The sequence below is a fragment of the Mucilaginibacter sp. BGA-UO-ETr-C110 genome (assembly GCF_059567985.1).
Genome location: NZ_JCAQPB010000002.1, coordinates 3,167,690 through 3,191,344 on the forward strand (window position 1 = coordinate 3,167,690; position 23,655 = coordinate 3,191,344).

Here is a 23,655-nt window from a genome sequence, read left to right on the forward strand (position 1 = left end):
AACTGTCTGAAAATATGCTATTTATAAAATAGAAAATAAGATTTTGACTTTCTGTAACACTTTTATAAGTATCTGAAAATCAATTATTTAACTTAACTACTTACCAATACAGAACTTGCTGAATATATTTTCCAGCAGATCGTCTGTAGTAACGGCCCCGGTTATTTCGCCGAGGTAGTGCAGGGCCTGTTTAATATCCATCGACAGGAAATCTGAGGTGATGCTGCCATCAATTCCGCCTAATACCCTGACCAGGGCTTCTTCGGTTTTTTGCAGGGCCTCCAGGTGGCGTATGTTGGTTACCAATGTTTCATCGCCGCTGAGCTGATCTTTAATGGCTGTGCCGTAGATCTTATTTTTCAGGTCGTCTATATGCAGTTTTTCTTTGGCCGAGATAAAAATGGTCTGCAGATCCGGAAGACCGGAGGTACGGAAAAACTCCTGGATGCTTTCCCGTTTTTTGTCCTGTTGTAGCAGGTCCATCTTATTGGCCACCAGCAACATGGCTATACCAGGGGATTGCAGGCTTTCCAGATCGCTTTTTAGCTCTTCCGGGCTTATCTGCTCCGAGTCAAAAACATAAATGAGCAGGGCGCTCTGGCTTATCTTTTCCATGGTGCGCTGTACCCCTATTTGCTCAATAGCATCCGTAGCTTCGCGTATCCCGGCGGTATCTATCAGCCTAAAATTGATGCCCTGTATATTCAATACCTCTTCAATGGTATCGCGGGTGGTGCCTGGTATGTGGCTCACAATGGCTCTTTCCTCATTTAGCAAGGCATTGAGCAGGGTTGATTTACCTGCGTTGGGCCGACCGGCTATCACGGTGTTAACTCCCTGTTTTATCGCATTTCCCAACTCAAACGACTGTATCAGCCGGCCTATAATACGGGTAATATCAACAATCAGTTGTTTAAGCTGGTCGCGGTTAGCAAACTCTACGTCCTCTTCGGCAAAATCCAGTTCCAACTCAATGAGCGAGGCAAAGTTTACCAGTTGCTCACGCAGGGTTTGCAGTTGGTTGCTAAAACCGCCCCGCAATTGCTGTAAGGCTACCTGTTGCGAGGCCTTGGAATTGGAGGCGATCAGATCGGCTACGGCCTCGGCTTGCGACAGGTCCAATTGGCCATTCAGGAATGCCCTTAGCGTAAATTCGCCGGGTTTGGCGCTTCGCGCGCCCTTTTTGATGAATAGTTTAATGATACTCTCAATAATATATCCCGAAGCATGGCAGCTTATTTCCACCACGTTTTCGCGGGTGTAGGATCTGGGGGCTACGAACAGGGATACCAGCACCTCGTCCAGCATCAGGTCGCCATCCATAATATGGCCGAAATGGATAGTGTGTGAAGCTTGTTTGGTCAGATCCTTACCTTTCCATACGCTGTTGGCTATGTTGATAGCGTCCAGACCCGAAAGGCGGATCACCGCGATCGCTCCTATCCCATTTGGTGTAGCCAGGGCTACTATGGTTTCCTGTTGCGCGTGTTGTAAGTTGTCCATGGTCAATAGTCGATGGTCCATAGCGGTCATGTTTTGAGGTCTATGGACTCAAGGCACAAAAGTAATACAAATTACTTTCCTCCTCCTTGTTAGCTGGATTGTTAGCCCGAGCTTTTACTTTTGGATGGCTCTAAAACTTTTTAAACCTTAAATTTTAACACTTTTCTGCTCAAAAACGAGGCAAAAACGACTCAAAATCACTCCAAAAACATCGATTTTAACACTTTTTAACAAATTTCATCATGGTTTTAACGTGTTTTTAAAACTTTAAAAAGTATTAATTTATTGATAATCAAATAACTAACTAAAAAACAGCCGTTTTTTGGCTTGCTTTTATCCTTAATAAAACAGCCCGGATGTCTAATAAAAGACACCCGGGCTGTTGTTGATATAAAGGTACGAAAATTCGGGCAAAGGAGCAAATGAGAAGGGTTGAAGAAGTCCATAGTCGATGGTGGGACGGTCTATGGTCCATAGCTATTTCTGGCATATTTTTTACCATGGTCTATGGACCATCGACTATGGACTATAACACAAAAGCCCTACCTTCGCAGCCATTATGGTAACTTTTTTTGAAGCTTCGCTCGATACTATTTCGGTTCATCATGTAGGCAACCAGTCGCAGGAAGAAATGTACGCCCTGTCTGACCAACCCCTGGAACTGAAGGACGATATTATCCCCAACCTGCTGATGCAGTATTTTTTAAAGCCATTTGAAAAAGCTAACGAGGTATATCACCTCATGCACAGCAGCGGCAACCTGGCTTTGAACGAGATCCATCACTTTGCCACACAGGCATTTGAGGATAAAGAGAAATTTCACGAAGCATCGGAACAAATAGCCAAGCACCTGTACAAAACTACCACGCATCCCAACATTAAAGGCGGCGAACTGTATGTGGTGTACTTTAACGATGTACAAATTGAGGGCAATCCGCTGGATGCCATCGGCATTTTTAAATCGGAAAACAAGGAAACCTATTTAAAAGTTTACCCGGATAAAGGTGGTTTCCAGGTTGATTATGAACAGGACGCCATCAACATCAATAAACTGGATAAAGGTGTGCTCATCTTTAATATCGAAAAGGAGAACGGTTACAAAGTGGTGGTAATAGATAAAACCAATAACGGACAGGAAACCGCTGTGTACTGGAAAGACAATTTTCTACAGCTCCGCATCCGTAACGACAGCTTTAACCAAACCAATAATACCCTGGGTATTTACAAAAACTTCGTAACCGAAAAGCTCGACGATCAGTTTGAAATGAGCAAGGCCGACAAGATCGATCTGCTGAACCGCTCCATGAAGTATTTTAAGGAGAAGGATGAGTTTAATATGGATGAATTCTCGAACGAAGTGATCGGCAACCCGGAGGCCATTGAATCGTTCAAGAACTTCAAAAACCAGTACGAGCAGGAGTTCGACAGCCCCATTGCCGATAACTTTGTGATATCAGACAATGCCGTAAAAAAACAGGCCCGGGTTTATAAAAGCGTACTCAAGCTTGATAAAAACTTCCACATCTACATTCACGGCGACAAAGAGCTCATTGAAAAAGGCTTTGACGATGGTAGAGCTATGAACTATTACAAGGTGTATTTTAAGGAGGAGGCATAGATTAATTATTGATTTATTTTTTTAAACGCACTCAACCGCAAACACCTCACTTGCGGCTGTACATTAGTGGCGAAGGAGGCCTACGGTCAATTTTATTCTTTTTCCATTGAAATTTTGGGTATAATTACGATATCTATAAACCTTAATACACATGAAAGTTAATCTTGATGCCTTAATTCAAAGAGAAGATTTTGAAGTAATAAAAGACAGTCAAATTTCTGCTCCTACCTTAAACACTATTGCAATATCAGAGCTGGAGCAGGGCAAGTTTTTTCTTACACTTTTGAGAAAACCTGATTTTCAAAGAGAAACAAATGAATGGACACCTGACAAAATATGTGATTTCATTTTAAGTTTTCTGGATGATAATTTAATACCATCTATTATTTTGTGGAACTCAGGAAGTAAAAATTTTGTGATCGATGGTGCACACAGATTAAGTGCTTTAATATCATGGGTTTTAGATGACTACGGAGATGGAATAATTTCACGCGCCTTTTTTGGTCACAATGTATCACTCGGCCAAAATATAATTGCTGACAAAACCAGAAAATTAGTCAAAAAGAAAGTTGGTTCTTATAAAGATTATCAATATGCGGTTACCCATCCAGATTCCTCAGATTCTATAATGTTAGCAAGGGCGCAAAGGCTTGCTTTTTTATCATTACAACTACAATGGGTAAGAGGGAATGCATTGCAAGCTGAAAGTTCATTTTTTAAAATAAATGAAGCAGCGGCCCCTATAAACGACACCGAAAGGACACTATTAAAATCGAGAAATAAGCCAAATGCAATTGCTGCAAGAGCAATTGTTAGATCAGGAACAGGTCATAAGTATTGGTCTAAATTCGAAGAGACCCAAAAAAACTCTATTGAAGAATTATCTAAAGAACTAAACATTCTATTATTCACGCCAAATTTGGAGACTCCGATTAAGACACTAGATATCCCGTTAGCAGGAAAGGGATACTCCGCAGAAACATTATCATTGATATTTGATGTGGTTAATTTAGCTAATTACATAGAAAATAAGAATCGAACTAAAGCACAGGACCCAATATTCGTGAAGAAAGAAAACGGAGCAGAAACCGAAATTATAGATGATATCGACGGTGAAAAAACAATTGAACTGTTAAAGAGAACACGAAAAATGATGTTTCGTATATCAAGTAGTCATGCGTCTTCATTAGGTTTACATCCTGCAGTATATTTTTACAGCAATACGGGACGCTATCAAATCACATCTTTCTTAGCAATAATAGAGATGATGAAAGACTTTGACAAAGAGAATTTTTTTAATAATTTCATCAAGATAAGAGCTTCTTTTGAAGCTTTTTTAATTAAGTATAAGATTTTTATAAATCAAACTACAATTAAATATGGAAGCGCTTTAAAAGGTTATAGACAATTAAAACAGCTTTTTCGACTTATAATTGACTTATTAATCGGTGGTTTTGATCCAGAACAAATTATAGAAAAGCTAAATGAATCAAAGGAATATGCGTATTTAAATGCTAAGGAAATTGAATTAGAATACGAAAACAGGAAGGAGTTTTCTACAGATAGTAAATCAGGTGTATTTTTAAAAGAAGCTTTTGAGCATCCGATTAGATGCAAAATCTGCAAGGGTTTTATTCATCAAAATTCAACATCAATTGATCATATTGATAGAAAACAGGATGGAGGAAAAGGTACTATAGATAATGGCCAGTTAACACATCCTTATTGTAATACTACTTTTAAAAATTAACTTGATTAGACAAAATGGCTGCTTAAAATTCCTCCTATCACTCAACCCCTTTCTCGCGCTATCACAAGTCTCCCACCCGATGGAAATTCTATAATTTAAAAGTGCATATTACCACAAGGGGCGATCATAACAAAAATCAGCCAATGGAAAACCCTTTCTTCCCCTTCCCGAGGGAAGGAATCGCACAATCCCCGGCTTTTACCTTTTAGTATGATAATTAAGCCATCCTGTCCTACTACATTTCAGGTTTATATTTGCTCATTTCTGCTTAAATTCTTTGTAAAAACCATCTGGTTTAAGAAAAATTTCGATATTTTTATGTCTGAACATTACGTATGATTTAAGGTATTTAATTGATTAACGATTACGATTAATTAAATACAATAACTCCCTTATTATTTTTTGAATTTTTTCTTTTCCTGCACTCCTGTTATTTATCATCCTGATCAAAAAAACTTTGGCCATAAGTAAAGGAGCATGCACTTTGGTAATACATGCCGCCGTTCAGGGCGTTTTCTGGGTTTTATTAAAAAAGGTACTAAATGGAAAATTCTAAAAAACTAAGCAGAGAGGAAATGAAAGAAATTGTTGGTGGTAAGTGGCCAATAATCACTTACACATGCAATGATGGCACCACCTATCAAAGCGGCGGAGTTTGTGACCCGGCTTCGAACATTTGCTATTCAGATGGAGGTGTTGCCTTTTGCAATAGCTAATTAAAAAGAATGGGGGCGGGCAATCGCCCCCACTCTTTTTATCTCCGCTACCACGAGCGGGCCGCTTGCTGCAACGGATGGTGAGCCTTCTCCCTCAAGTCATGCCGAATTTATTTCGGCATCCCACGGGCAAGGTGTACAACATGATGATTAACCCGTCCTGAGAGATCCTGAAACAAGTTCAGGATGACAGCTTCCATACCACTCCCGTCATGCCGAACTTATTTCGGCATCCTATAAGCAAGATGCGTATCAGTTCACTTCCAGAACACCATTACCATAGGTAACGGGTTCGATCCTTTTAAGGTGTACGTTACTTACAGGTTTTACAACCAGCGGTATTTTTTCTATACGGGTTTCGCTGGTATCCAGGCCGAAAGCTTTGGCTTCTGACTGGGCCAGTTTTTTAATGGCGAAATAACTATTGAGGATAAACGCTTCCGACGTGTTGAACAGGTTATTGTACGACAGGAATTTCTCCATGATCACAAACCTGAAATCGGCGGCTATTTTGTACCTGTTCAATGATTCGTACTGGCTGGTGATGTCAATTTCCTTGCGTTTCACCATATCCTCCACCACATTCCTGAACAATACATTTACCCTCGGCTGGATCCGGAAACCTAAGCGGAACTCGATACGGATCACCTTACCTGGCTCTATCTGGTCAACGCTGTATTCCATGGTATAAGGCTCGTCGGTACGTTCAATATGTACAAACCAGTAGGTATCGGCACGTTTAGGCCGGCGACTCATGATGGAGTAAATGATCTTTTCCTCTATCTGTTTGCCGTTGTTGGCTTTTGTCAAATAAATGAGGTGAGTGGCGTATTTGTTTACCGTAGTATCGGCGCTCAGGGCGTTCAGTAATGGCAATTGCTCCTTGATGTCGATAAAGTTCAGGAAACGGTTATTGATCTTACGGGCCTTAAACCAAATGTACATGGTAAATATCAAACCAATTTCAAAGCCTACAAAAAACAACCGGTGTATAATTTTCACCGCGTTGGCTACAAAAAACGAAAACTCTACCGTTAAAAACACGCATAAGATCATCGTAACTATCCATACCGGCCAGTGTTTTACATAGCGCATAAAGTAATACATTAAAATGGTGGTACTGAGCATGGCTATGGTGATACTGAAACCATAGGCGGCTGTCATGGCGGCTGATGTTTTAAAGTACAGCGACACCAGGATACAACCAACGCACAGGATCCAGTTGATGCTGGGAATATAGATCTGTCCGCGTATGTTGGATGGGTATTTAATGGTGATACGGGGCCAGAAATTCATGCTTACCGCCTCGCTGATCAAGGTGAACGATCCGCTGATGAGGGCCTGACTGGCAATAATGGTAGCCATGGTAGCCAGCGCTACGCCGGGGATCAAAAACTGGTGTGGTACGATCTCAAAGAAAGGGTTAACACCGGTAAAATCTTTAGTTGGCGCTTGTGCCAACACCCAGGCGCCTTGCCCCAGATAGTTTAAAACCAGGGTGGTTTTTACAAAAATCCAGCTTACCTGTATGTTTTTGCGGCCGCAATGGCCCAGGTCGGAGTATAAGGCTTCGGCACCGGTGGTACACAAAAATACCGCACCTAACAGCCAGAAACCTTTGGGATGATCCATCAGTAAGCGTGCGCCGTAATAGGGGTTTAAAGCTTTAAATATAGATGGATGGTGGATTACCTGCATGGTACCCAAAATACCCAGCATCACAAACCACAACAGCATAATGGGGCCAAATGCCGAACCCACCACCTTGGTACCAAACTGTTGAAAAAAGAACAGCAGAATGATGATACTGATGACGATGATGAGGATAAGATTATTACCCGGTACAATAACGCTGGAAAACGCGGGTACCAGGTTAAGGCCTTCAATGGCTGATGTTACCGAAATGGGCGGGGTAATGATACCGTCGGCCAGCAAAGTACCTGCGCCTACAATGGCCGGGATAGCCAGCCATTTGCCATAGCGCCTTACCAGGGCATACAGGGAAAATATACCGCCCTCGCCTTTGTTATCGGCCTGCAGGGTGATCACGATATATTTAAAAGTGGTTTGCAGGGTGAGTGTCCAGAAGATACAGGATATGGAGCCTAGTACCAGCGCCATGTCCACCTTGCCGCCCTCCACCAGTAAGGTTTGAAAAACATACAGCGGCGAGGTACCGATATCGCCAAAAATGATACCGAGGGTAACTATCAGACCCGCGAAAGAGAGTTGCTTAACGTGCGAATTCATTTAATGAGATAAAAAATAGGGGTTGGTACGATGGAAAAAAGACTGCCCGGGAGATTTTTGCCATTTGTTTTATTTTTTGGCTGGCAGCTACAGAAAACAATACCATCATACATTAATTTGATTGATGTTTTCCCATAGCCAAAATGCGTGCCGGGAGGTATTATACTTAGATAAAACTGTATATTACAGATATATAACTAAACAATCATCATTTTCATAGTGGTTTATAAACCTATCATTTTGATAGGTTTTATCATTTTGATAGGATGTTCTAAGAAGGAAATTTTTGAAAAATCGGGGTCGACTCACCCGGTCCGCGTTATGCTGGACCACCCTCTCTTCGCCTGCGGCGGAAAGAGGAAATTCTTTTCTCTACGCGTCATTGCGAGGAGGAACGACGTGGCAATCCCCGATTAGCATAGCGGCTCTGTACAGTTAGGGATTGCCACGCTACGCTCGCAATGACGCGCGTTTGGGCACACTCTTAACGACAAAGCCAAAGAGAAGAAATTTGAAAAAGTTCAAGAGTCGACTCACCCGACCGTCGCTACGCTTGGTCACCCTCTCTTCGGCTTCGCCGGAAAGAGGGAGGGAAAAAGTTCAGATGTGATGGAATAAAAAAACAAATTCTTCACCCTCTTTCCGGCGAAGCCGAAGAGAGGGTCGGCGAGCGCAGCGACGCCGGGGTGAGTCTGCGCCGGCATGCTGTCTTGTGGGATCCTGAAACAAGTTCAGGATGACTTAGGTTGGGTGAGGTTAAAACTGCACACCCCAACGTTCTTCGATCCCTAATCCGAAGAGAGCGAAATCATATTTCACGGGGTCTGATGGGTCAAACTCGCGCAGGCGGGCGGTGAGTTCGAGGGCGGTTTGCCAGTCGGTTTGTTTACGGGTGATGAGGAGCAGTTTACGCGCCACCCTGTCCACGTGCAGATCAAGCGGACAGATCAGATCAGCAGGGCTAATCCGGTTCCAGATACCAAAATCAACTCCGCAATTGTCCTGACGCACCATCCAGCGTAAAAACATGTTCAACCGCTTGCAGGTAGATTTTTGGGAAGGCGATGATACATGCTTTTTGGTACGGTGCGGATAATCGGGCGGCGAGAAGAAATAGGAGCGAAAATAATTAAGCGCAGCCTCAACACCGAGGCTTTCTGGTGAGCCAGCCGTTTGATTAGTTTGTTCCCACTTAAGGGAACTGGGTGGTATAAACGCATCTTCCAGTGATTCAAACCGCTCATAATGCTGCCTGAAAAAGGCAATAAAATATAAGGTATCAATATCGTTAAACGTACGATGCTTAAAGCTGAGCAGTTTTTTCAGGTCAACTTCTTCATGGTTCATGATAAAATCATACGGAGCGCCATCCATGAGGGTGATGAGCTCCTTGCATTTTTTGATGATGGTAACACGCTGCCCCCAGGATAAAGTAGCGGCCCAAAAGCCCATGATCTCGATGTCCTGCTTACGGGTAAACATATGCGGGATGGAAATCGGATCGTTCACAATAAAACCGGGCTGGTTATACTGGGCTACTTTAGCGTCGAGGAAGGCTTTTACGTTTTCGATCATTGATTATGATAGAGTCAAGAGACAAGAATCAAGAGTCAAGAAAAACGTTGCAGCTAAATCTTAATTCTTGATTCTTATCTCTTGATTCTCTTCTAAGAAAGTGCTTGTTTCAGATCCTCCAGCAGGTCTTCAATATCCTCTACTCCTACGCTCAGGCGCAGCAGGTTGTCAACTACACCGGCTTTTTCGCGCTCGGTTTTGGGGATCGATCCGTGGGTCATGCTTACGGGGTGATTGATCAGTGATTCTACACCTCCCAACGATTCGGCCAGCGAAAACACTTTAAATGAAGATGCTATGCGGAAAGTTTCCTGCAGATCGGCACCTTTCAATACGATACTGATCATACCGCCAAAATCAAGCATTTGCTTTTTAGCGATTTGGTGATTAGGATGATCGGTAAAGCCTGGCCAATAGATCTTCTCAACCTTGGGATGCGTTTTCAGGAATTCCGCTATCTGGCGGCCATTCTCGCAATGAGCTTTCATGCGCAGGTGCAACGTTTTGATACCACGCAGCACCAGGAAGCTATCCATCGGGCCCGGGGTAGCGCCACAGGCGTTATAAATGAACCACAGTCTTTTGTACAGGTCCTCGTCGTTCAGCATCAGGGCGCCCATTACCACATCAGAGTGACCGCCGATGTATTTGGTTACCGAGTGCATCACCACATCGGCGCCCAGATCAATAGGGTTTTGCAGATATGGCGAGGCAAAAGTATTATCCACCACAAAAAGCAGACTTTTCTCTTTAGCTATTTTGCCTATCGCCTCAATATCCACAATTTGCATGGTGGGATTGGTAGGCGTTTCTATCCAGATGAGCTTGGTTTTATCGTTGGTATACTCGCGGATGATTTCGGGGTTCGACAAATCCAGAAAATGGAACTTGATGCCGTAGTTAGCGTATATCTTGGTAAATATCCGGTATGAGCCACCATAAAGATCGTTCCCGGTGATCACTTCATCACCAGGTGCCAATAGTTTCATCACCGCATCGGTAGCGCCCATACCGCTTGAAAATGCGAGGCCGAATTTGGCGTTCTCCAATGCTGCCAGACAATCCTCCAGGGCCTTACGGGTTGGGTTGGTACCACGCGAGTACTCGTAACCCTTATTATCACCAGGCGATTTTTGCCAGTAGGTTGATGTCTGGTATATCGGCGTCATGATAGCGCCGGTTGTTGGATCGGGCTCCTGCCCTGCGTGTATAGCTTTTGTTGCGAATTTCATAGGCCCCCTAACCCCCTAAAGGGGGAATTTTTGATTAGCCTCCTTCCCTAAAAGGAAGCCTGTTTGTGTTATTATCCTTTAGGGAAGGATTATTTCATTTTCTATAATTGAAATATTATTCAACAGAAGATCAAGACCATTTTGCATCACCTTATTTAATATATCAATTTCAGCGTCGTCAAAAACTGGATTGGGTTCATTTGCCCAATAACCATTACTTGCGTTAAATAACTTGTCATACACCGAGTCACGAATATCATCCTTTACATCGCCCATAAATGGAAGTTTTGTTGATTCTGAGATATCCGTAAACAGGTTCCATAAATTCAAAAACTCATTATAGTCAAATTGAGGATAAGGATTAATTATCCATTGCTGTATTTTGTATATATTGTAATCAGTTACTTCTGTATTTGATCCTTTTATATGGTCGTTCCAATATTGCAATAAGCCGGCTTCTCTTTTAAATGCAATTATTTTAAGATCATCATCAACTAAAACCCCATCTACCTCATTACCAATCCATATAATATATAACTGATAAAATTTAAAATCGAGCCGAATTATATAATAATTATGTCCTTCAAAATGCATCTAAGTCAATCCTAATAAGCGCGAGCAAATAATACTCTTTGTTTAGAAGGGGCTCCTGTAAAAATACATTTACCTTCTTCCTGTTTGTTATCCAAAGGTATGCAACGGATTGTCGCCTTAGTTTCCTCTTTTATCTTTTGTTCGGTTTCTGGTGTACCATCCCAGTGCGCGCTCAGGAAACCTGGCTCTTCATCCAGCATACGTTTAAACTCGTCGTAGGTATCAACCTCGGTGGTGTTTTCGGCACGAAAATCGAAGGCTTTTTTGTAGATGTTATTTTGGATCTCTTCCAGCAAACCTTCAATATGCTGTGCCAGGCCTTCCTGGTTCACGGTTTCCTTGGTTTTGGTATCACGACGAGCCAGTTCCACAGTGCCGTTTGTCATATCGCGGCTGCCGATGGCTACGCGCAATGGCACACCTTTCAGTTCGTACTCGGCAAATTTGGCTCCAGGGCGGTGGGTATCGCGTTTATCAAATTTTACAGAGATTCCTTTTGCTTTCAGCTCTTTGGTTAATCCGGCTACGTAAGCGGCAATATTGTCCAGCTCTTCGTCGTGTTTGTAAATAGGTACAACTACTACCTGGATTGGGGCCAGTTTTGGTGGCAATACCAGTCCTGCATCATCGGAGTGGGCCATGATCAGCGCGCCGATCAAACGGGTTGACACACCCCATGAGGTTGCCCAAACAAAATCCTGAACGTTCTCTTTATTCGTAAATTTCACATCAAAAGCCTTGGCAAAATTTTGGCCCAGAAAGTGTGATGTACCTGCCTGCAGTGCTTTACCGTCCTGCATCAAAGCCTCAATGCAATAGGTATCCAAGGCACCGGCAAAACGCTCGTTGGCTGTTTTACGGCCTTTTACTACCGGCAAAGCCATCCAGTTTTCGGCAAAATCGGCATATATGTTCAGCATTTGCTCGGTTTCGGCTACCGCTTCTTCTGATGTGGCATGGGCGGTGTGGCCCTCCTGCCATAAAAACTCGCTGGTACGCAGAAACAAACGGGTCCGCATTTCCCAGCGCATTACGTTGGCCCATTGGTTTACCAGGATAGGCAGGTCGCGGTATGATTGGATCCAGCCTTTATACGTATTCCATATAATGGTTTCTGATGTAGGGCGAATAATGAGTTCTTCTTCCAGCTTAGCATCTTCATCAACTATAATATTGCCATCGCCATCGTTTTTTAAACGATAGTGAGTCACCACAGCACATTCCTTGGCAAAACCTTCCACGTGGCTGGCTTCTTTTGAAAAGAAGGATTTGGGTATCAGCAGCGGGAAATAGGCATTACTATGCCCGGTATCTTTAAACATCTGATCCAGTACGGCTTGTATTTTTTCCCATATCGAGTACCCGTACGGCTTAATGATCATGCAACCTCTAACCGGCGAATATTCGGCCATGTCAGATTTTATTACCAGGTCATTAAACCATTGCGAATAATCTTCGTCTTTACTAATAACACCTTTACTCATATTGATTGGAATATATAATTTGACTTGTGCGAATATTGTATATTGCGCCAAATTTATAAATTTAAAAGTTATTTGAACTCGAACTTTTCACATACCTGCATATGAAACGGAACATTGCTATAGGAATTTTTCTGATCGGCGCCATGGCGTTGAGTTCCTGCTCCACAACCAAGCTTGCCAATACAGATACCAGCGATGACGTTTACTTTTCAAAAGCAAAGGCCGGCGACGAACCAACTTACGCCGCGGCCGACAATTATAACCCAAACGCGACACAAGGTCAGGCTTATGTTGACGATGATGACGATTATTTTTATTACGATGATTACGCATCACGCATCAACCGTTTCAGCTATTTCTCTCCCTTTAGTTTTTACGACAATTTGTACTACGGCTATAGCGATCCATATTACAACAATGGCTTTAGCTTAGGCTTTAATTATGGCCCATGGGGCTATGGCTACTCTCCTTACGGCTACGGTTATGGTGGCTGGGGATTGGGCTACGGCGGCTGGGGCTTAGGATATGGCTGGGGCGGCGGATACGGCGGTTATTATGGCGGTGGATATTGGGGTGGTGGCTACGGTGGCGGTTATCCCGGAGGATATTGGGGCAGCAATTACTTTACCTCTGGCAGGCCTCGTCCAAACAGGGGCCCAGGCATTCCATTTGGCAGCGGTGGCAGTCGTGGCCCAATCAATGTACCCGGCAACGGAACACCAGGCCGTACACAAGGTGGCATAGGTTATATACCAGGCGGCCGGGGTACCAACAACAATTATTCGCGACCGGCCCGTACCGATGCGCGTCCATCACGACCAGGTTCTCAACAAACAAACGCTGATAACTCCAGACCGGTTACGCAACAGCAACCACAGTATCAACCCCAGGTTGATCGTACCTCTACAGCGCCTTCCAATAATTCTTCGGGAGGAGCCTCCAGAAGTTCGGGTGGCGGCGGTGGTGGTGGCGGTGGCAGACCAACCAGACCATAAATTTTATTATCCTGAAATACCATGAAACCATCATGAGTAACCACTTATAAAAAAATGAACAATTGCTCATGATCGCTCCATCATCCAAAAAAAACCGATCACATCGATGAAAATAAAATATTTACTTAGTGTAATCGCTATAGTAGCTATTACCAAAGATAGTTTTGCGCAATACTCACAGGATGTAGTCCGCTTTTCGACCTTTCAAAATGGCTCTACATCACGTATCAAAGCCATTGGAAACGCGGGCACCGCTATCGGCGGCGATCTGAGCTCCATCAGTGGTAACCCGGCTGGCCTGGGCTTTTTCACCCACTCCGAATTCAGCATAACACCTGAATATAATGGGTCAAAAGTAAACTCTACTTATTTTGGGCAAACCGGCAACGCCAGTAAAAACAGCGGTAATTTAAGCAATGCCGCCATTGTATTTTACCAGCGCCTCAATACCCCAAAAGGAAGCGATAAAACCAAAGGATGGCTAAGTATCAATTATGGTGCAGGCTACAGTCGCACCAATAATTTTTATGAGAATATAGCATATAGCGGCAAAAACGCATCAAACTCCATATCTGATTATTACGCTGGCACCGCCAATAACCACCCCGATGACGCGCTTGCTCAATGGGCTTATAGCGATAAACTGATTGATAATTTTGGCACAACTCAACGACCTGATTTTGCAAGTACGGTATCCGTTCCGGTAAACCAAACCGGAGTAATTTCGCGTATAGGTGGTCAGTCGGAATTTGATTTTGCCTTTGGCGCCAACTATAGCAATAAGCTGTACCTGGGCCTGGGTGTTGCCATAACCGATCTACGGTATGATTATTCCCGCCAGTTTATCGAAGATGGCACAGCCTCTATCACTAACGGCGGTACAGTCGGCACCCCTACTCCTTTTAGTTCCAACTATGCCCAAAACCAATCTACCAGGGGCTCGGGCGCTAATGTTAAGCTGGGGGTTATTTATAAGCCTGTTGAAGCTGTTCGTTTAGGATTTACTTTCACCTCTCCTACATTTTACAGCATCAATGATATATATGCCGAAGGACTGGCTACCTCCATCAATGGCAAAACTAATCAACCAAACTCATCTGGCGATTACGGGCTAAACTACAACATGCGTACCCCGCTTAAACTGGCTGGCGGCGCCGCGGTATTTATTGGCAAATATGGTTTTATATCAGGCGATGTGGAATATATCGACTATTCAACAACCCATATCAGCAGTAATGACAGTTATGATAATACCGGCGATATCGATGCCATTAAAGCCAACTACAAATCGGCTATCAACCTACATGTAGGTGCGGAAGCACGCGTAACCAATATGTTTTATTTACGCGGTGGTTACAGCCAGCAAGGCAGTCCGTTTAAAAATAATACAGGCGCCACAGATGTAAGCAGCGATGTCAAAACCGTTAGCGGAGGTATAGGTTTAAGGTTTGGTCAATATTATGTGGATGCTACCTATGCGCATGTTACAGGTTCCGAATCGTTTTCGCCTTACTTGATCAACAACGGAAACCCGACAGCCAACTTCAAAAAGACAAATGATAACGCCTTTTTGACTTTGGGTTACCGGTTTTAGAGAAAGAATAAACAGTTTGTCATTTCGAACGAGGTACGAGGAGAAATCTTTTACAGCATGATAAGACATGTCGCAAAAGATTTCTCTCTCCGTTCGAAATGACATTTTTTTTGTGGTTTATTCAAACCAATACCTTCCCACCGTCCGTGTCCTCACATGCGTTTTTTCTACCGTCTTTCATTTCCTTTATTGCTATCCCTTGCCCAACTCTTAACTGGCGCAAGTATGAAGGGCAGGCAACGGGGGATAATGGCTGCTTTAACCCTTTCTTTAACAAGTAAGAGATGTTTGTAATGTCAGGGCCTTGCGCCTGAGCTTTTATTTTGGTAATTCATTTTTGGATTTAATTAAGATTCTGTTCGCTAACTTTATTATAATCCTATTCGTATAATAAATTGTACGAAACTGTACGCGTAACCTTAACCAATTATGAAAAAGCAATTACTTACACTAAATGGCCGGCTCCTGCTTGCCGGTCTGATTAGCTTTTTATCTTTTAGCGCAAATGCGCAGCACAACAACAGTAGTAACAAGAAACCTGCTAACATAACCGGAACGCCGCAGAACCGAGCGGACATATACCTGGCCGGATATTCATATCCAGATGGAAAAACAGCAGTTGCAACCTATCTTAAAAACGGTGTAGCGGTATTGCTGGCCAATATGCAAAGCGAATCGGAAATTACATCGCTGGTTGTAGTTGGTAATGATGTTTATGCGGCAGGCTCACACAACGGCCAGGCGGTGTATTGGAAAAACAACGCAGAAGTACAGCTTACCAGTGGGAGCAGTAGGGGGAGTGCTGAAGACATGGCTGTAGACAACAGGAACGGCGATGTTTATGTAGTTGGTTATGAGCGGGGTGTCTACGGCGCACCTGGTGACCTGGCCAGGTGTTGGAAAAATGGAAAGTCGGTACCGCTCACTGTTATTAACCGATCATATGCTACATCCGTTGCCATTGATTACAAAACGGGAGATGTTTACATTGCCGGTGGAGATCATGACCCCCAGGCTAAAAGCTACATTAAGTATTGGAAAAATGGAGAGCCCGTAAAAATAATTAACGATCCTTTCCCCGTACAACCGGCATCTATCCGTATAGTGAACAATAATATTTATATCCCTGGCAGGTACTACGGACCTGGAGGGCATCGCGTTGCTTATTGGTGTGGCGATAAAGGCACCGTTTTCTTAACCGACCCAAGTTTGAATGAAGCCACCATGGCCGTTGCCATTGCTGTTTCAGGTAAGAACGTGTGTGTGGTCGGATGGGAAAATGGGTTTATCAAATATTGGAAAAATGGCGTGCCTACAGTGCTTACCAGAGGAGGATTTTTTTCGGATTCTTATAATATAGCCGTAGACGGTGACGATGTATACGTAACCGGTTTGGGAGAACTTGATGGCAGTATGGGGATGCGCTACTGGAAGAACGGTCAGTTAGCGGGAACGTTTGCTGTTAATATACACGATATTGTTGTTGTAAGGCAAGGGGATAACTTAGTTAAAAATATAAAATCTACACCCGCCGTTAAAGATAAGCAACCTGTCATTTCTGAACCTCCTCCTGCACCCGCAGCCTTAACTCCTAAAGAGGAAGCCGAGAAGTTTTTAGCCGAAAACAAAAAGAAACCAGGTGTTATTACCACAGCCAGTGGTTTGCAGTATGAAATAATAAGCCAGAGAACAGGGCCAAAGCCTTTAGCAACAGATAACGTGAAATTCAATTCCCAAAGGACCTTTATGGTGGGTAGAGAATCTAAAGAAACAAACAATAGTCATTCGCCGGTCAACCAAATAATTCGTGATTTACTTCCAGGCTTGGCAGAGGGCATACAATTGATGAGCGTAGGCAGCAAATACAGATTATTTCTCCCTCCTAAGCTCGGATACAACAGACCTACACCCGATTATCCTGCAGGAGCGGTTATACTTATTTGGGAGGTTGAATTGCTGGAGATACTAAAATAATCCACCCTATCATCGAGGCAAAAAATATTGTTTCCAAGAAGAGGGGTTCAAATTGTGTAGGGGGTAATATTTAGCCTGTGGTCGGGTTATCACTGCACCACTGCCTACACTCATTTTCAGCTATAATAAATAGCTTATCAATGATGCGGTGATAACACCGACCATAAGCTGAAATAAACAGTTTGTCATTTCGAACGGAGAGAGAAATCTTTTACAGCATGATAAAACATAGTGCAGAAGATCTCTCCTCGTACCTCGTTCGAGATGACATACTTTTTTAGTGTCTTATGCAAATAGCCATTTATATCCCTGATACATCAGCTATCTGCTCTGTTTTTACCAGGTTGCGTACATCAAAGCCTTTATCAGCGGCACGTACCACCAGTTCATTATAGGTTTGTTCATCCAGCGTTGGCCTGCGGCTCAGGATCCATAAATGGTTACGGTCAGGATGACCAACTACGGCGTAACTATAATCTTTGGCCAGGTCAATGATCCAGTACTTACTCCTGAACGGCCAAAAGAATTCTACATTAAGTTTTGCGTTGGTATGATCGGTCACAAAAGCCCGTCCTTCCTTCACTTTTAGACTACCGTCTTTAATGCAACGGTTCTTGACGATCAGCGAACCATCCTCGGCCAATCCATAAGTTGCCGATGTACAGCTGCAGTCCTTTTCAAAAACCTGCGGGAAGGCCGCTATCTCAAACCAGGTACCTAAATATTTTTTTAATTCTACGTATTTAACAGTTTCTAAGGGTTTACACCTGGCTTGCAGAGCCAAAGCAGCTAAACCTAAAACGACAGATGTTGCTAAAATCTCCTTTTTCATACAACAACAACGATTATAGCCGGCAAAAAGTTTAGATGATAAATGCACATTCTGCGCATTTATCTGCCTTAAATATTTAATTACCTTTGCGCCAATCCATTAAAATGGGCTCAAAACAGACCATGTCACAGAAAACGAACATCAGTATTTTAGGTTGCGGCTGGTACGGCCAGCCATTGGCAAAGGCCCTGATCAGTGCAGGTCATGCGATAAAAGGCTCCACCACATCGCCACAAAAACTGGATGCACTAGCCGCGGAAGGTATTGACCCGTACCTGGTGAGTTTTTTACCTGGCGACGAACAGTATGACGATGCGTTTTTTACCTGCGATGTGCTTTTTATCTGCATCCCTCCCAAAAGCAGGGGTGGCGAAGGGCCTGAGTTTATTTACAAGATACAGGGCATCATCAAAGCCATCAAAAAACATGGCGTACAAAATGTGGTCTTTATCAGTTCTACAGGTGTTTATGCCGATGTAAACGCGGAAGTTAATGAACTAAGTGATCCACAACCCAATACCGAGGCAGGAATGATACTATTAGCAGAAGACCTGTTCAGAGCGGAAACTAAATTCAAAACCACTATTATCCGCTTCGCGGGATTGATTGGTCCAGGGCGTGATCCGGGCAGATTTTTTGCCGGCAAAAAGGATATCGCCAACGGCAATGCCCCGGTTAATCTTATTCATTTGGATGATTGTATTGGTTTGAGCATGGCTATCCTTGACCGGCAGGCATTTGGCTATTTATTCAATGGCAGCTCTCCTGACCATCCAAGTCGATCGGTATTTTATACTCAGGCGGCTCTTAATTCGGGGTTAGAAGCTCCGGAGTTTGTTGATGAATTGAAGGAGTGGAAAGTTGTGAAGAGTGTGAATGTGGAAGCGATTTTAGGGTATCGGTATAAAGTAAAGATTGAATGATAGTAAGAGGGTGTCATGCTGAGCCCCGTCGAAGCATGGTGGGCAGGCCTATGCGCTCGCCCTTCGACAAGCTCAGGGTGACAGCCCTTTTCCAAGAGGGGAATCGCACATATCCACGCTTTTTAATTTTTTACATCCTCGGTTTACCCCCCATCACAAAAACCAACCGCCCTCCTTTTAAAATATCAGCATGACTGATATAACCTTTCAGATAAGGCTTTCCATTCAGACTGATACTTTGTACATATTTATTGGCCTCCGATAAACCTTTGGCTTCGATCATAAAACTTTTACCACCAGGCAGGGTTATGCTTATCTTATTCAATTGCGGAGCGCCGAAAACGTACCGGCCGTCGGCGGGGTTAACGGGATAAAAACCCATGGCAGTAAAAATATACCAGGCCGACATTTGTCCGCAGTCGTCATTACCCGACAGGCCATCCGGTTTGTTCTGGTAAAACTGATCGGTAATTTGGCGTACCAGGCGCTGGGTTTTGTAGGGTTCACCGGCCAACGTATACAAATATGCTACATGATGATTGGGCTCGTTGCCATGCGCGTACTGGCCTATCAACCCGGTAACATCCAGGGTAGAACCTTTACCAAACACTTTGGAGCTCATGCTGAACAAGGAATCGAGCTTGGCGGTAAAAGGTTTCCTGCCGCCCATGAGTTTGATCAACCCGGGAATATCCTGCTGCACCGACCATACATATTGCCAGGCATTGCCTTCGGTATAATCGCCTCCGATAGCCAGTTGACCGCTATCCAGATTGGCAAAGGGGCGTACCCAATCACCATTGGCTAAACGGCCCCGCATCAGGTTGGTTGACTTATCAAACAGGTTATTATAGAATTGAGCCCGCTTACTGAAATAGTTGTAGTCAGCTGTTTTATGCAGTGATCTGGCTAATTGCGCGGCACACCAATCATCATAAGCAGCTTCCAGCGTGCGGGAAACAGCCTCGCGTTTTACAGAGTCTGATGGCAAGTAGCCATAACGCATGTAGGTATCCCAGTTGTACTTGGGGTTTTTATTATTGGTGAGCGAAGCTTTAACGGCAGCAAATGCCTGCTCCCGGTCAAAGCCTTTAATTCCTTTTAATGCGGCATCCGTTATAGCAGGCACCGCATGGTTACCGATCATGGCGTAACTTTCCTTGCCCCATAAAGTCCATACGGGTAATAGTTTGGCTGTGTTAAAATGCTGCAGCATGGTCTCTACGATCTGACCGTCTTTATCAGGGCACATCAGCGTATAAAATGGCTGAGCGGCACGGTAGGTATCCCATAGCGAGAGGGTGGAGTAATACACTTTATTTGCTGATTGGTGCACTTCCCCATCGGCGCCACGATATAGCCCATCCACATCGGCTATGTTATTGGGTTGTATCAGGGCGTGGTAAATACTGGTGTAAAAAGCAGTTTTTTGAGCTATGGTACCTTCGGCCTTCATCCGGCTGAAATAGCTTTCCCATATTTTAGCGGCCTCGGCTTTAACCTGGTCGAAGGTTTTGTTCAGCGATTCGGCAGCCAGGTTTTTGCGGGCACCATCAATGCTTACGCCGGATATGGCTACTTTGGCTTCGATAGTTTCGCCGGGCTGGGTATCAAAATCAACTATCAAACGGCGATGATCTTCGTCAATAAAATGAGAACCGGTAAATGCCTTGCTGAATTGCGCGCTGAAGTAAACCTTTTTCTCGACCCACTGGCTGGAAAAAGCATAACCGCTGATATCCGTTTTTGAATTGATGGTGATGCTCCCCTCGGATACATGCTCTTTCAATTCGTTTGCATTCTCTACCAGTCCGCTTTGCATATCAATAAGCAGGTGCGATTGCCCAGCTTTGTTAAAGGTATAACGGTGCAGTCCGGTATGCGCGGATGCGGTAAGTTGTACTTTGATGTCATGATCGTCCAGCACTACTTCATAATAACCAGGCGAAGCTTTTTCCTTACGATGCGAAAATCTGCTGATGAGCTGGTGCGGATCTTTACCCTGAAAGGGGAAGAAGAGCACATCACCGAGGTCGACCCCACCGGTGCCGCTCAAATGGGTATGGGCAAAGCCGGTGATGGTGCTATCCTCATAACGGTAACCCGACGAATAATGCCAGCCAAAATTACCCGTTTCCGGACTTAGCTGTACCATACCAAAGGGCACCGTAGCACCCGGAAAAGTATGCCCCGTAGCGGAAGTGCCAATAAATGGATCAACGTATTTGCTGTAGCCCTGCGCATAAACGCCGAAGCATCCTGCAAAACAAAGCATTCCGATCAACAGGCATTTCCGCATAGCTTATTCTTTATATTCCAATGTTTTAGTGAATACTACATCCGTTGCCGAGCGGGCTATCATCACATCAAATGTGCCGGGTTCGGTCACCTGTTTCATATCTATGTTCCAAATGGCGATATCTTCGGATGTGATGCTGAACTTTACCGTTTTGGTTTCGCCGGGTTTAAGGGCTATCTTCTCAAAACCTTTCAAGGCCATTACCGGGGTGGTTACCGAATTAATTTTATTACCCAGGTACATTTGCACTACTTCTTTACCTCCCACACTGCCGCTGTTGGTCACATCAACAGAAACCTGCACCTGTCCGTTTTTACCAAATGACGACGCCGATACCTGCATATTGCTGTACTTAAACGAGGTATAACTCAAGCCAAAACCAAAAGAAAAAAGCGGATCGGCAGATGAAAAAACATAATCCTGCCCCGGTTTATCCGCTGAGCCTGGGTTATGATAAAAGCCCCTGCCCGAACTCACATGATTATAAAACACCGGGATATGCCCCGTAGACTGCGGTATGGACACGTTTAACCTGCCCGACGGATTCACCTTACCAAACAGGATATTGGCCAGTGCCGCGCCACCCTTTTCGCCGGGGTACCAGGCTTCGAGTATAGCCGGGATATGTTCTTTTTCCCAAGTAATGCTCCAGGGTCGGCCATGCACCAGCACCAATATCACGGGCTTCCCAGTTTTATAAATAGCCTGCAATAACTGCCGCTGCACGCCTTCGGGGTTAATATCGGTCACGTCATAACCTTCGCCGCAGGTAAAAGGATCTTTGGGTTCGCTTTCGGGGGCGTGGCCATTCCAACCTATACCCGAGAATACTACGCTGGTGGTACCTAAAACTACTACCACGGCATCGCTGTTTTTGGCAGCGGTAACAGCTTCCGCAAAACCGCTTGTATCCTGACCAGACAGCGTGCTGCCTTTGGCATAATTGATCTTTATTTTATTGCCTGCTAATTGTTTAATCCCATCCAATACCGTAGTACCGGAACGATTATCGCGGGTGGAGCTGTAGTCGCCGTATTGTACCTGATTGGCGTTGGGGCCAATTACGGCCAGCGATCTCAGTTTATTGATATTTAGCGGCAGCAATTGCTGATCGTTTTTAAGCAGGATAATAGACTCCTCGGCTATTTGCTGCGACAGGGCCACATGCGCCGGGGTATGCACGCGTTTTTTAAGCTGCAGGGTATCCACCAATGGTTTCTCGAACAAACCAGCCTTAAACTTGGCGGTGAGGATACGGGCCACCGCGGTGTCAATCTGTGCTTCTTTTACTTTGCCGGCTCTTACCAGTTCTATGAGTTTACTGTATACATCCGGACTTGGTGCCTCCAGATCGACACCCGCGTTGAGGGCCATCGGTGCAGCAGCCTCCGCGTCTTTAGCCGTACGCTGAAAACCATATAACATTTTCAAACCCTCATAATCGGAGAATACATAACCTTTAAAACCCCACTCCTTACGCAATACCTGATCCAGCAAAAACCGGTTGGCATGGGCGGGTACACCGTCCATTTCGTTATAGGATGGCATTACGGAGTATATATTAGCCTTTTGCACCGCATCACGGAAAGGCGGCAGGAATATCGATCTAAGTTCCCGCTCACCGATAGATGCAGGTCCTAAATTGATACCGGCAACCGGGATACTGTAGGCGGCAAAATGTTTGGCGGTACACATCACTTTATCTTTTCCTATACCTATCAGGCTTTGCGCAGCATCGCCCTGCATACCGGTTACAAAGGCGGTTCCCAGTTGGCCTACCAGGTAAGGGTCTTCGGAGTAACACTCTTCAACCCGGCCAAAACGGGGGTCTCGGATCAGATCGAACAAGGGCGACAACGCCTGGTCAACTCCTGATGAGGATGCTTCATAGGCGATAACCGAGCCCATTTGTTTAATAAGCGCCGGATTCCAGCTGCTGCCCTGCGCTATAGCCTGCGGAAATATAGTAGCTCCAGCCGCCAGCTGCCCGTGCAGGCATTCGCCTATTTGTATGGGCGGAATGCCCAGGCGTGTTTTTTCGCGGGCATATTTTTTGGCTTTGATGGATAAGGCTGCTATCTCATTGATGGTAACAAAAGGGCTTTCGCATACGCCATAGGCGATGGGGTTATCTAACGAACCTTTTAAGGAGTTCATGCTCATTTGCCCCACTTTTTCTTCCAGCGTCATCCGGCCAAGCAGGTCTTTGACACGGGCGGCCACGGGAGCTTTCGGGTCTTTATAAACCTGGGCATGGGCGGCGAATATGATCAAAAATGCCGCTATCGTTAAACTCCATTTTTTCCGCATCATACT

General features: G+C 44.5%; 16 protein-coding genes. 7 read left to right on the plus strand and 9 right to left on the minus strand.

Annotated features, from left to right (window positions below):
• Window positions 1-96: 96 nt before the first annotated feature.
• Window positions 97-1,524: a tRNA uridine-5-carboxymethylaminomethyl(34) synthesis GTPase MnmE gene (gene mnmE, locus AC57BQ_RS13915; RefSeq protein ID WP_496406853.1), complete on the minus strand. Its 1,428-nt coding sequence runs from the start codon at window positions 1,522-1,524 to the stop codon at window positions 97-99.
• Window positions 1,525-2,062: 538 nt separating this feature from the next.
• Here mnmE and AC57BQ_RS13920 point away from each other — a divergent pair.
• The 3 genes from AC57BQ_RS13920 to AC57BQ_RS13930 all read left to right on the plus strand — a co-directional run bounded on the left by AC57BQ_RS13920 (window position 2,063) and on the right by AC57BQ_RS13930 (window position 5,587).
• On the plus strand, window positions 2,063-3,121 hold the full coding sequence (locus AC57BQ_RS13920; protein WP_496406854.1) for a nucleoid-associated protein: 1,059 nt from the start codon (window positions 2,063-2,065) through the stop codon (window positions 3,119-3,121).
• Window positions 3,122-3,272: 151 nt separating this feature from the next.
• Window positions 3,273-4,871, plus strand: coding sequence for a GmrSD restriction endonuclease domain-containing protein (locus AC57BQ_RS13925; protein ID WP_496406855.1), 1,599 nt, complete (start codon window positions 3,273-3,275; stop codon window positions 4,869-4,871).
• 542 nt (window positions 4,872-5,413) lie between these two features.
• On the plus strand, window positions 5,414-5,587 hold the full coding sequence (locus AC57BQ_RS13930; RefSeq protein ID WP_496406856.1) for a bacteriocin-like protein: 174 nt from the start codon (window positions 5,414-5,416) through the stop codon (window positions 5,585-5,587).
• Window positions 5,588-5,839: 252 nt separating this feature from the next.
• Here AC57BQ_RS13930 and AC57BQ_RS13935 read toward each other — a convergent pair whose 3' ends face one another.
• The 5 genes from AC57BQ_RS13935 to proS form a co-directional block, all read right to left on the minus strand.
• The gene (locus tag AC57BQ_RS13935) at window positions 5,840-7,837 is read right to left on the minus strand and encodes a KUP/HAK/KT family potassium transporter (RefSeq protein ID WP_496406857.1); all 1,998 of its coding nucleotides are present in this window, start codon (window positions 7,835-7,837) and stop codon (window positions 5,840-5,842) included.
• 756 nt (window positions 7,838-8,593) lie between these two features.
• Window positions 8,594-9,412, minus strand: coding sequence for a TIGR02757 family protein (locus tag AC57BQ_RS13940; protein ID WP_496406858.1), 819 nt, complete (start codon window positions 9,410-9,412; stop codon window positions 8,594-8,596).
• 92 nt (window positions 9,413-9,504) lie between these two features.
• Window positions 9,505-10,644: a cystathionine gamma-synthase gene (locus tag AC57BQ_RS13945; protein ID WP_496406859.1), complete on the minus strand. Its 1,140-nt coding sequence runs from the start codon at window positions 10,642-10,644 to the stop codon at window positions 9,505-9,507.
• A gap of 78 nt (window positions 10,645-10,722) precedes the next feature.
• The gene (locus tag AC57BQ_RS13950) at window positions 10,723-11,238 is read right to left on the minus strand and encodes a hypothetical protein (protein WP_496406860.1); all 516 of its coding nucleotides are present in this window, start codon (window positions 11,236-11,238) and stop codon (window positions 10,723-10,725) included.
• An 11-nt stretch (window positions 11,239-11,249) separates the two neighbouring features.
• Window positions 11,250-12,722, minus strand: a complete 1,473-nt coding sequence (proS, locus tag AC57BQ_RS13955; protein WP_496406861.1) for a proline--tRNA ligase — start codon at window positions 12,720-12,722, stop codon at window positions 11,250-11,252.
• Between the two features lie 101 nt (window positions 12,723-12,823).
• On the opposite strand from proS, the gene AC57BQ_RS13960 reads away from it, so the two are divergent.
• The 3 genes from AC57BQ_RS13960 to AC57BQ_RS13970 all read left to right on the plus strand — a co-directional run bounded on the left by AC57BQ_RS13960 (window position 12,824) and on the right by AC57BQ_RS13970 (window position 17,285).
• The gene (locus AC57BQ_RS13960) at window positions 12,824-13,717 is read left to right on the plus strand and encodes a hypothetical protein (protein WP_496406862.1); all 894 of its coding nucleotides are present in this window, start codon (window positions 12,824-12,826) and stop codon (window positions 13,715-13,717) included.
• A gap of 106 nt (window positions 13,718-13,823) precedes the next feature.
• A complete protein-coding gene (locus AC57BQ_RS13965) occupies window positions 13,824-15,311 on the plus strand; it encodes an OmpP1/FadL family transporter (protein WP_496406863.1) in 1,488 nt (495 codons plus the stop codon).
• Window positions 15,312-15,740: 429 nt separating this feature from the next.
• Entirely contained in the window at window positions 15,741-17,285 is a 1,545-nt protein-coding gene (locus tag AC57BQ_RS13970; RefSeq protein ID WP_496406864.1) for an FKBP-type peptidyl-prolyl cis-trans isomerase N-terminal domain-containing protein, read from the plus strand.
• Window positions 17,286-17,586: 301 nt separating this feature from the next.
• On the opposite strand, the gene AC57BQ_RS13975 is transcribed toward AC57BQ_RS13970, so the two are convergent.
• Window positions 17,587-18,117, minus strand: a complete 531-nt coding sequence (locus AC57BQ_RS13975) for a lipocalin family protein (protein WP_496406865.1) — start codon at window positions 18,115-18,117, stop codon at window positions 17,587-17,589.
• A 122-nt stretch (window positions 18,118-18,239) separates the two neighbouring features.
• Between AC57BQ_RS13975 and AC57BQ_RS13980 the strand changes: the two genes are divergently transcribed.
• A complete protein-coding gene (locus AC57BQ_RS13980; RefSeq protein ID WP_496406866.1) occupies window positions 18,240-19,040 on the plus strand; it encodes an SDR family oxidoreductase in 801 nt (266 codons plus the stop codon).
• 130 nt (window positions 19,041-19,170) lie between these two features.
• On the opposite strand, the gene AC57BQ_RS13985 is transcribed toward AC57BQ_RS13980, so the two are convergent.
• Window positions 19,171-21,339: a GH92 family glycosyl hydrolase gene (locus tag AC57BQ_RS13985; protein ID WP_496406867.1), complete on the minus strand. Its 2,169-nt coding sequence runs from the start codon at window positions 21,337-21,339 to the stop codon at window positions 19,171-19,173.
• 3 nt (window positions 21,340-21,342) lie between these two features.
• On the minus strand, window positions 21,343-23,652 hold the full coding sequence (locus AC57BQ_RS13990; protein WP_496406868.1) for a glycoside hydrolase family 3 N-terminal domain-containing protein: 2,310 nt from the start codon (window positions 23,650-23,652) through the stop codon (window positions 21,343-21,345).
• Between the last annotated feature and the right edge of the window lie 3 nt (window positions 23,653-23,655).

Coding starts and splice junctions, on each gene's coding strand:
- AC57BQ_RS13990 (WP_496406868.1), bottom strand. CDS start 23,652: ATGATGCGGAAAAAATGGAGTTTAACGATAGCGGCATTTTTGATCATA.
- proS (WP_496406861.1), bottom strand. CDS start 12,722: ATGAGTAAAGGTGTTATTAGTAAAGACGAAGATTATTCGCAATGGTTT.
- AC57BQ_RS13945 (WP_496406859.1), bottom strand. CDS start 10,644: ATGAAATTCGCAACAAAAGCTATACACGCAGGGCAGGAGCCCGATCCA.
- AC57BQ_RS13925 (WP_496406855.1), top strand. CDS start 3,273: ATGAAAGTTAATCTTGATGCCTTAATTCAAAGAGAAGATTTTGAAGTA.
- AC57BQ_RS13935 (WP_496406857.1), bottom strand. CDS start 7,837: ATGAATTCGCACGTTAAGCAACTCTCTTTCGCGGGTCTGATAGTTACC.
- AC57BQ_RS13980 (WP_496406866.1), top strand. CDS start 18,240: ATGTCACAGAAAACGAACATCAGTATTTTAGGTTGCGGCTGGTACGGC.
- AC57BQ_RS13920 (WP_496406854.1), top strand. CDS start 2,063: ATGGTAACTTTTTTTGAAGCTTCGCTCGATACTATTTCGGTTCATCAT.
- AC57BQ_RS13965 (WP_496406863.1), top strand. CDS start 13,824: ATGAAAATAAAATATTTACTTAGTGTAATCGCTATAGTAGCTATTACC.
- AC57BQ_RS13985 (WP_496406867.1), bottom strand. CDS start 21,339: ATGCGGAAATGCCTGTTGATCGGAATGCTTTGTTTTGCAGGATGCTTC.
- AC57BQ_RS13960 (WP_496406862.1), top strand. CDS start 12,824: ATGAAACGGAACATTGCTATAGGAATTTTTCTGATCGGCGCCATGGCG.
- AC57BQ_RS13940 (WP_496406858.1), bottom strand. CDS start 9,412: ATGATCGAAAACGTAAAAGCCTTCCTCGACGCTAAAGTAGCCCAGTAT.
- AC57BQ_RS13930 (WP_496406856.1), top strand. CDS start 5,414: ATGGAAAATTCTAAAAAACTAAGCAGAGAGGAAATGAAAGAAATTGTT.
- mnmE (WP_496406853.1), bottom strand. CDS start 1,524: ATGGACCATCGACTATTGACCATGGACAACTTACAACACGCGCAACAG.
- AC57BQ_RS13970 (WP_496406864.1), top strand. CDS start 15,741: ATGAAAAAGCAATTACTTACACTAAATGGCCGGCTCCTGCTTGCCGGT.
- AC57BQ_RS13950 (WP_496406860.1), bottom strand. CDS start 11,238: ATGCATTTTGAAGGACATAATTATTATATAATTCGGCTCGATTTTAAA.
- AC57BQ_RS13975 (WP_496406865.1), bottom strand. CDS start 18,117: ATGAAAAAGGAGATTTTAGCAACATCTGTCGTTTTAGGTTTAGCTGCT.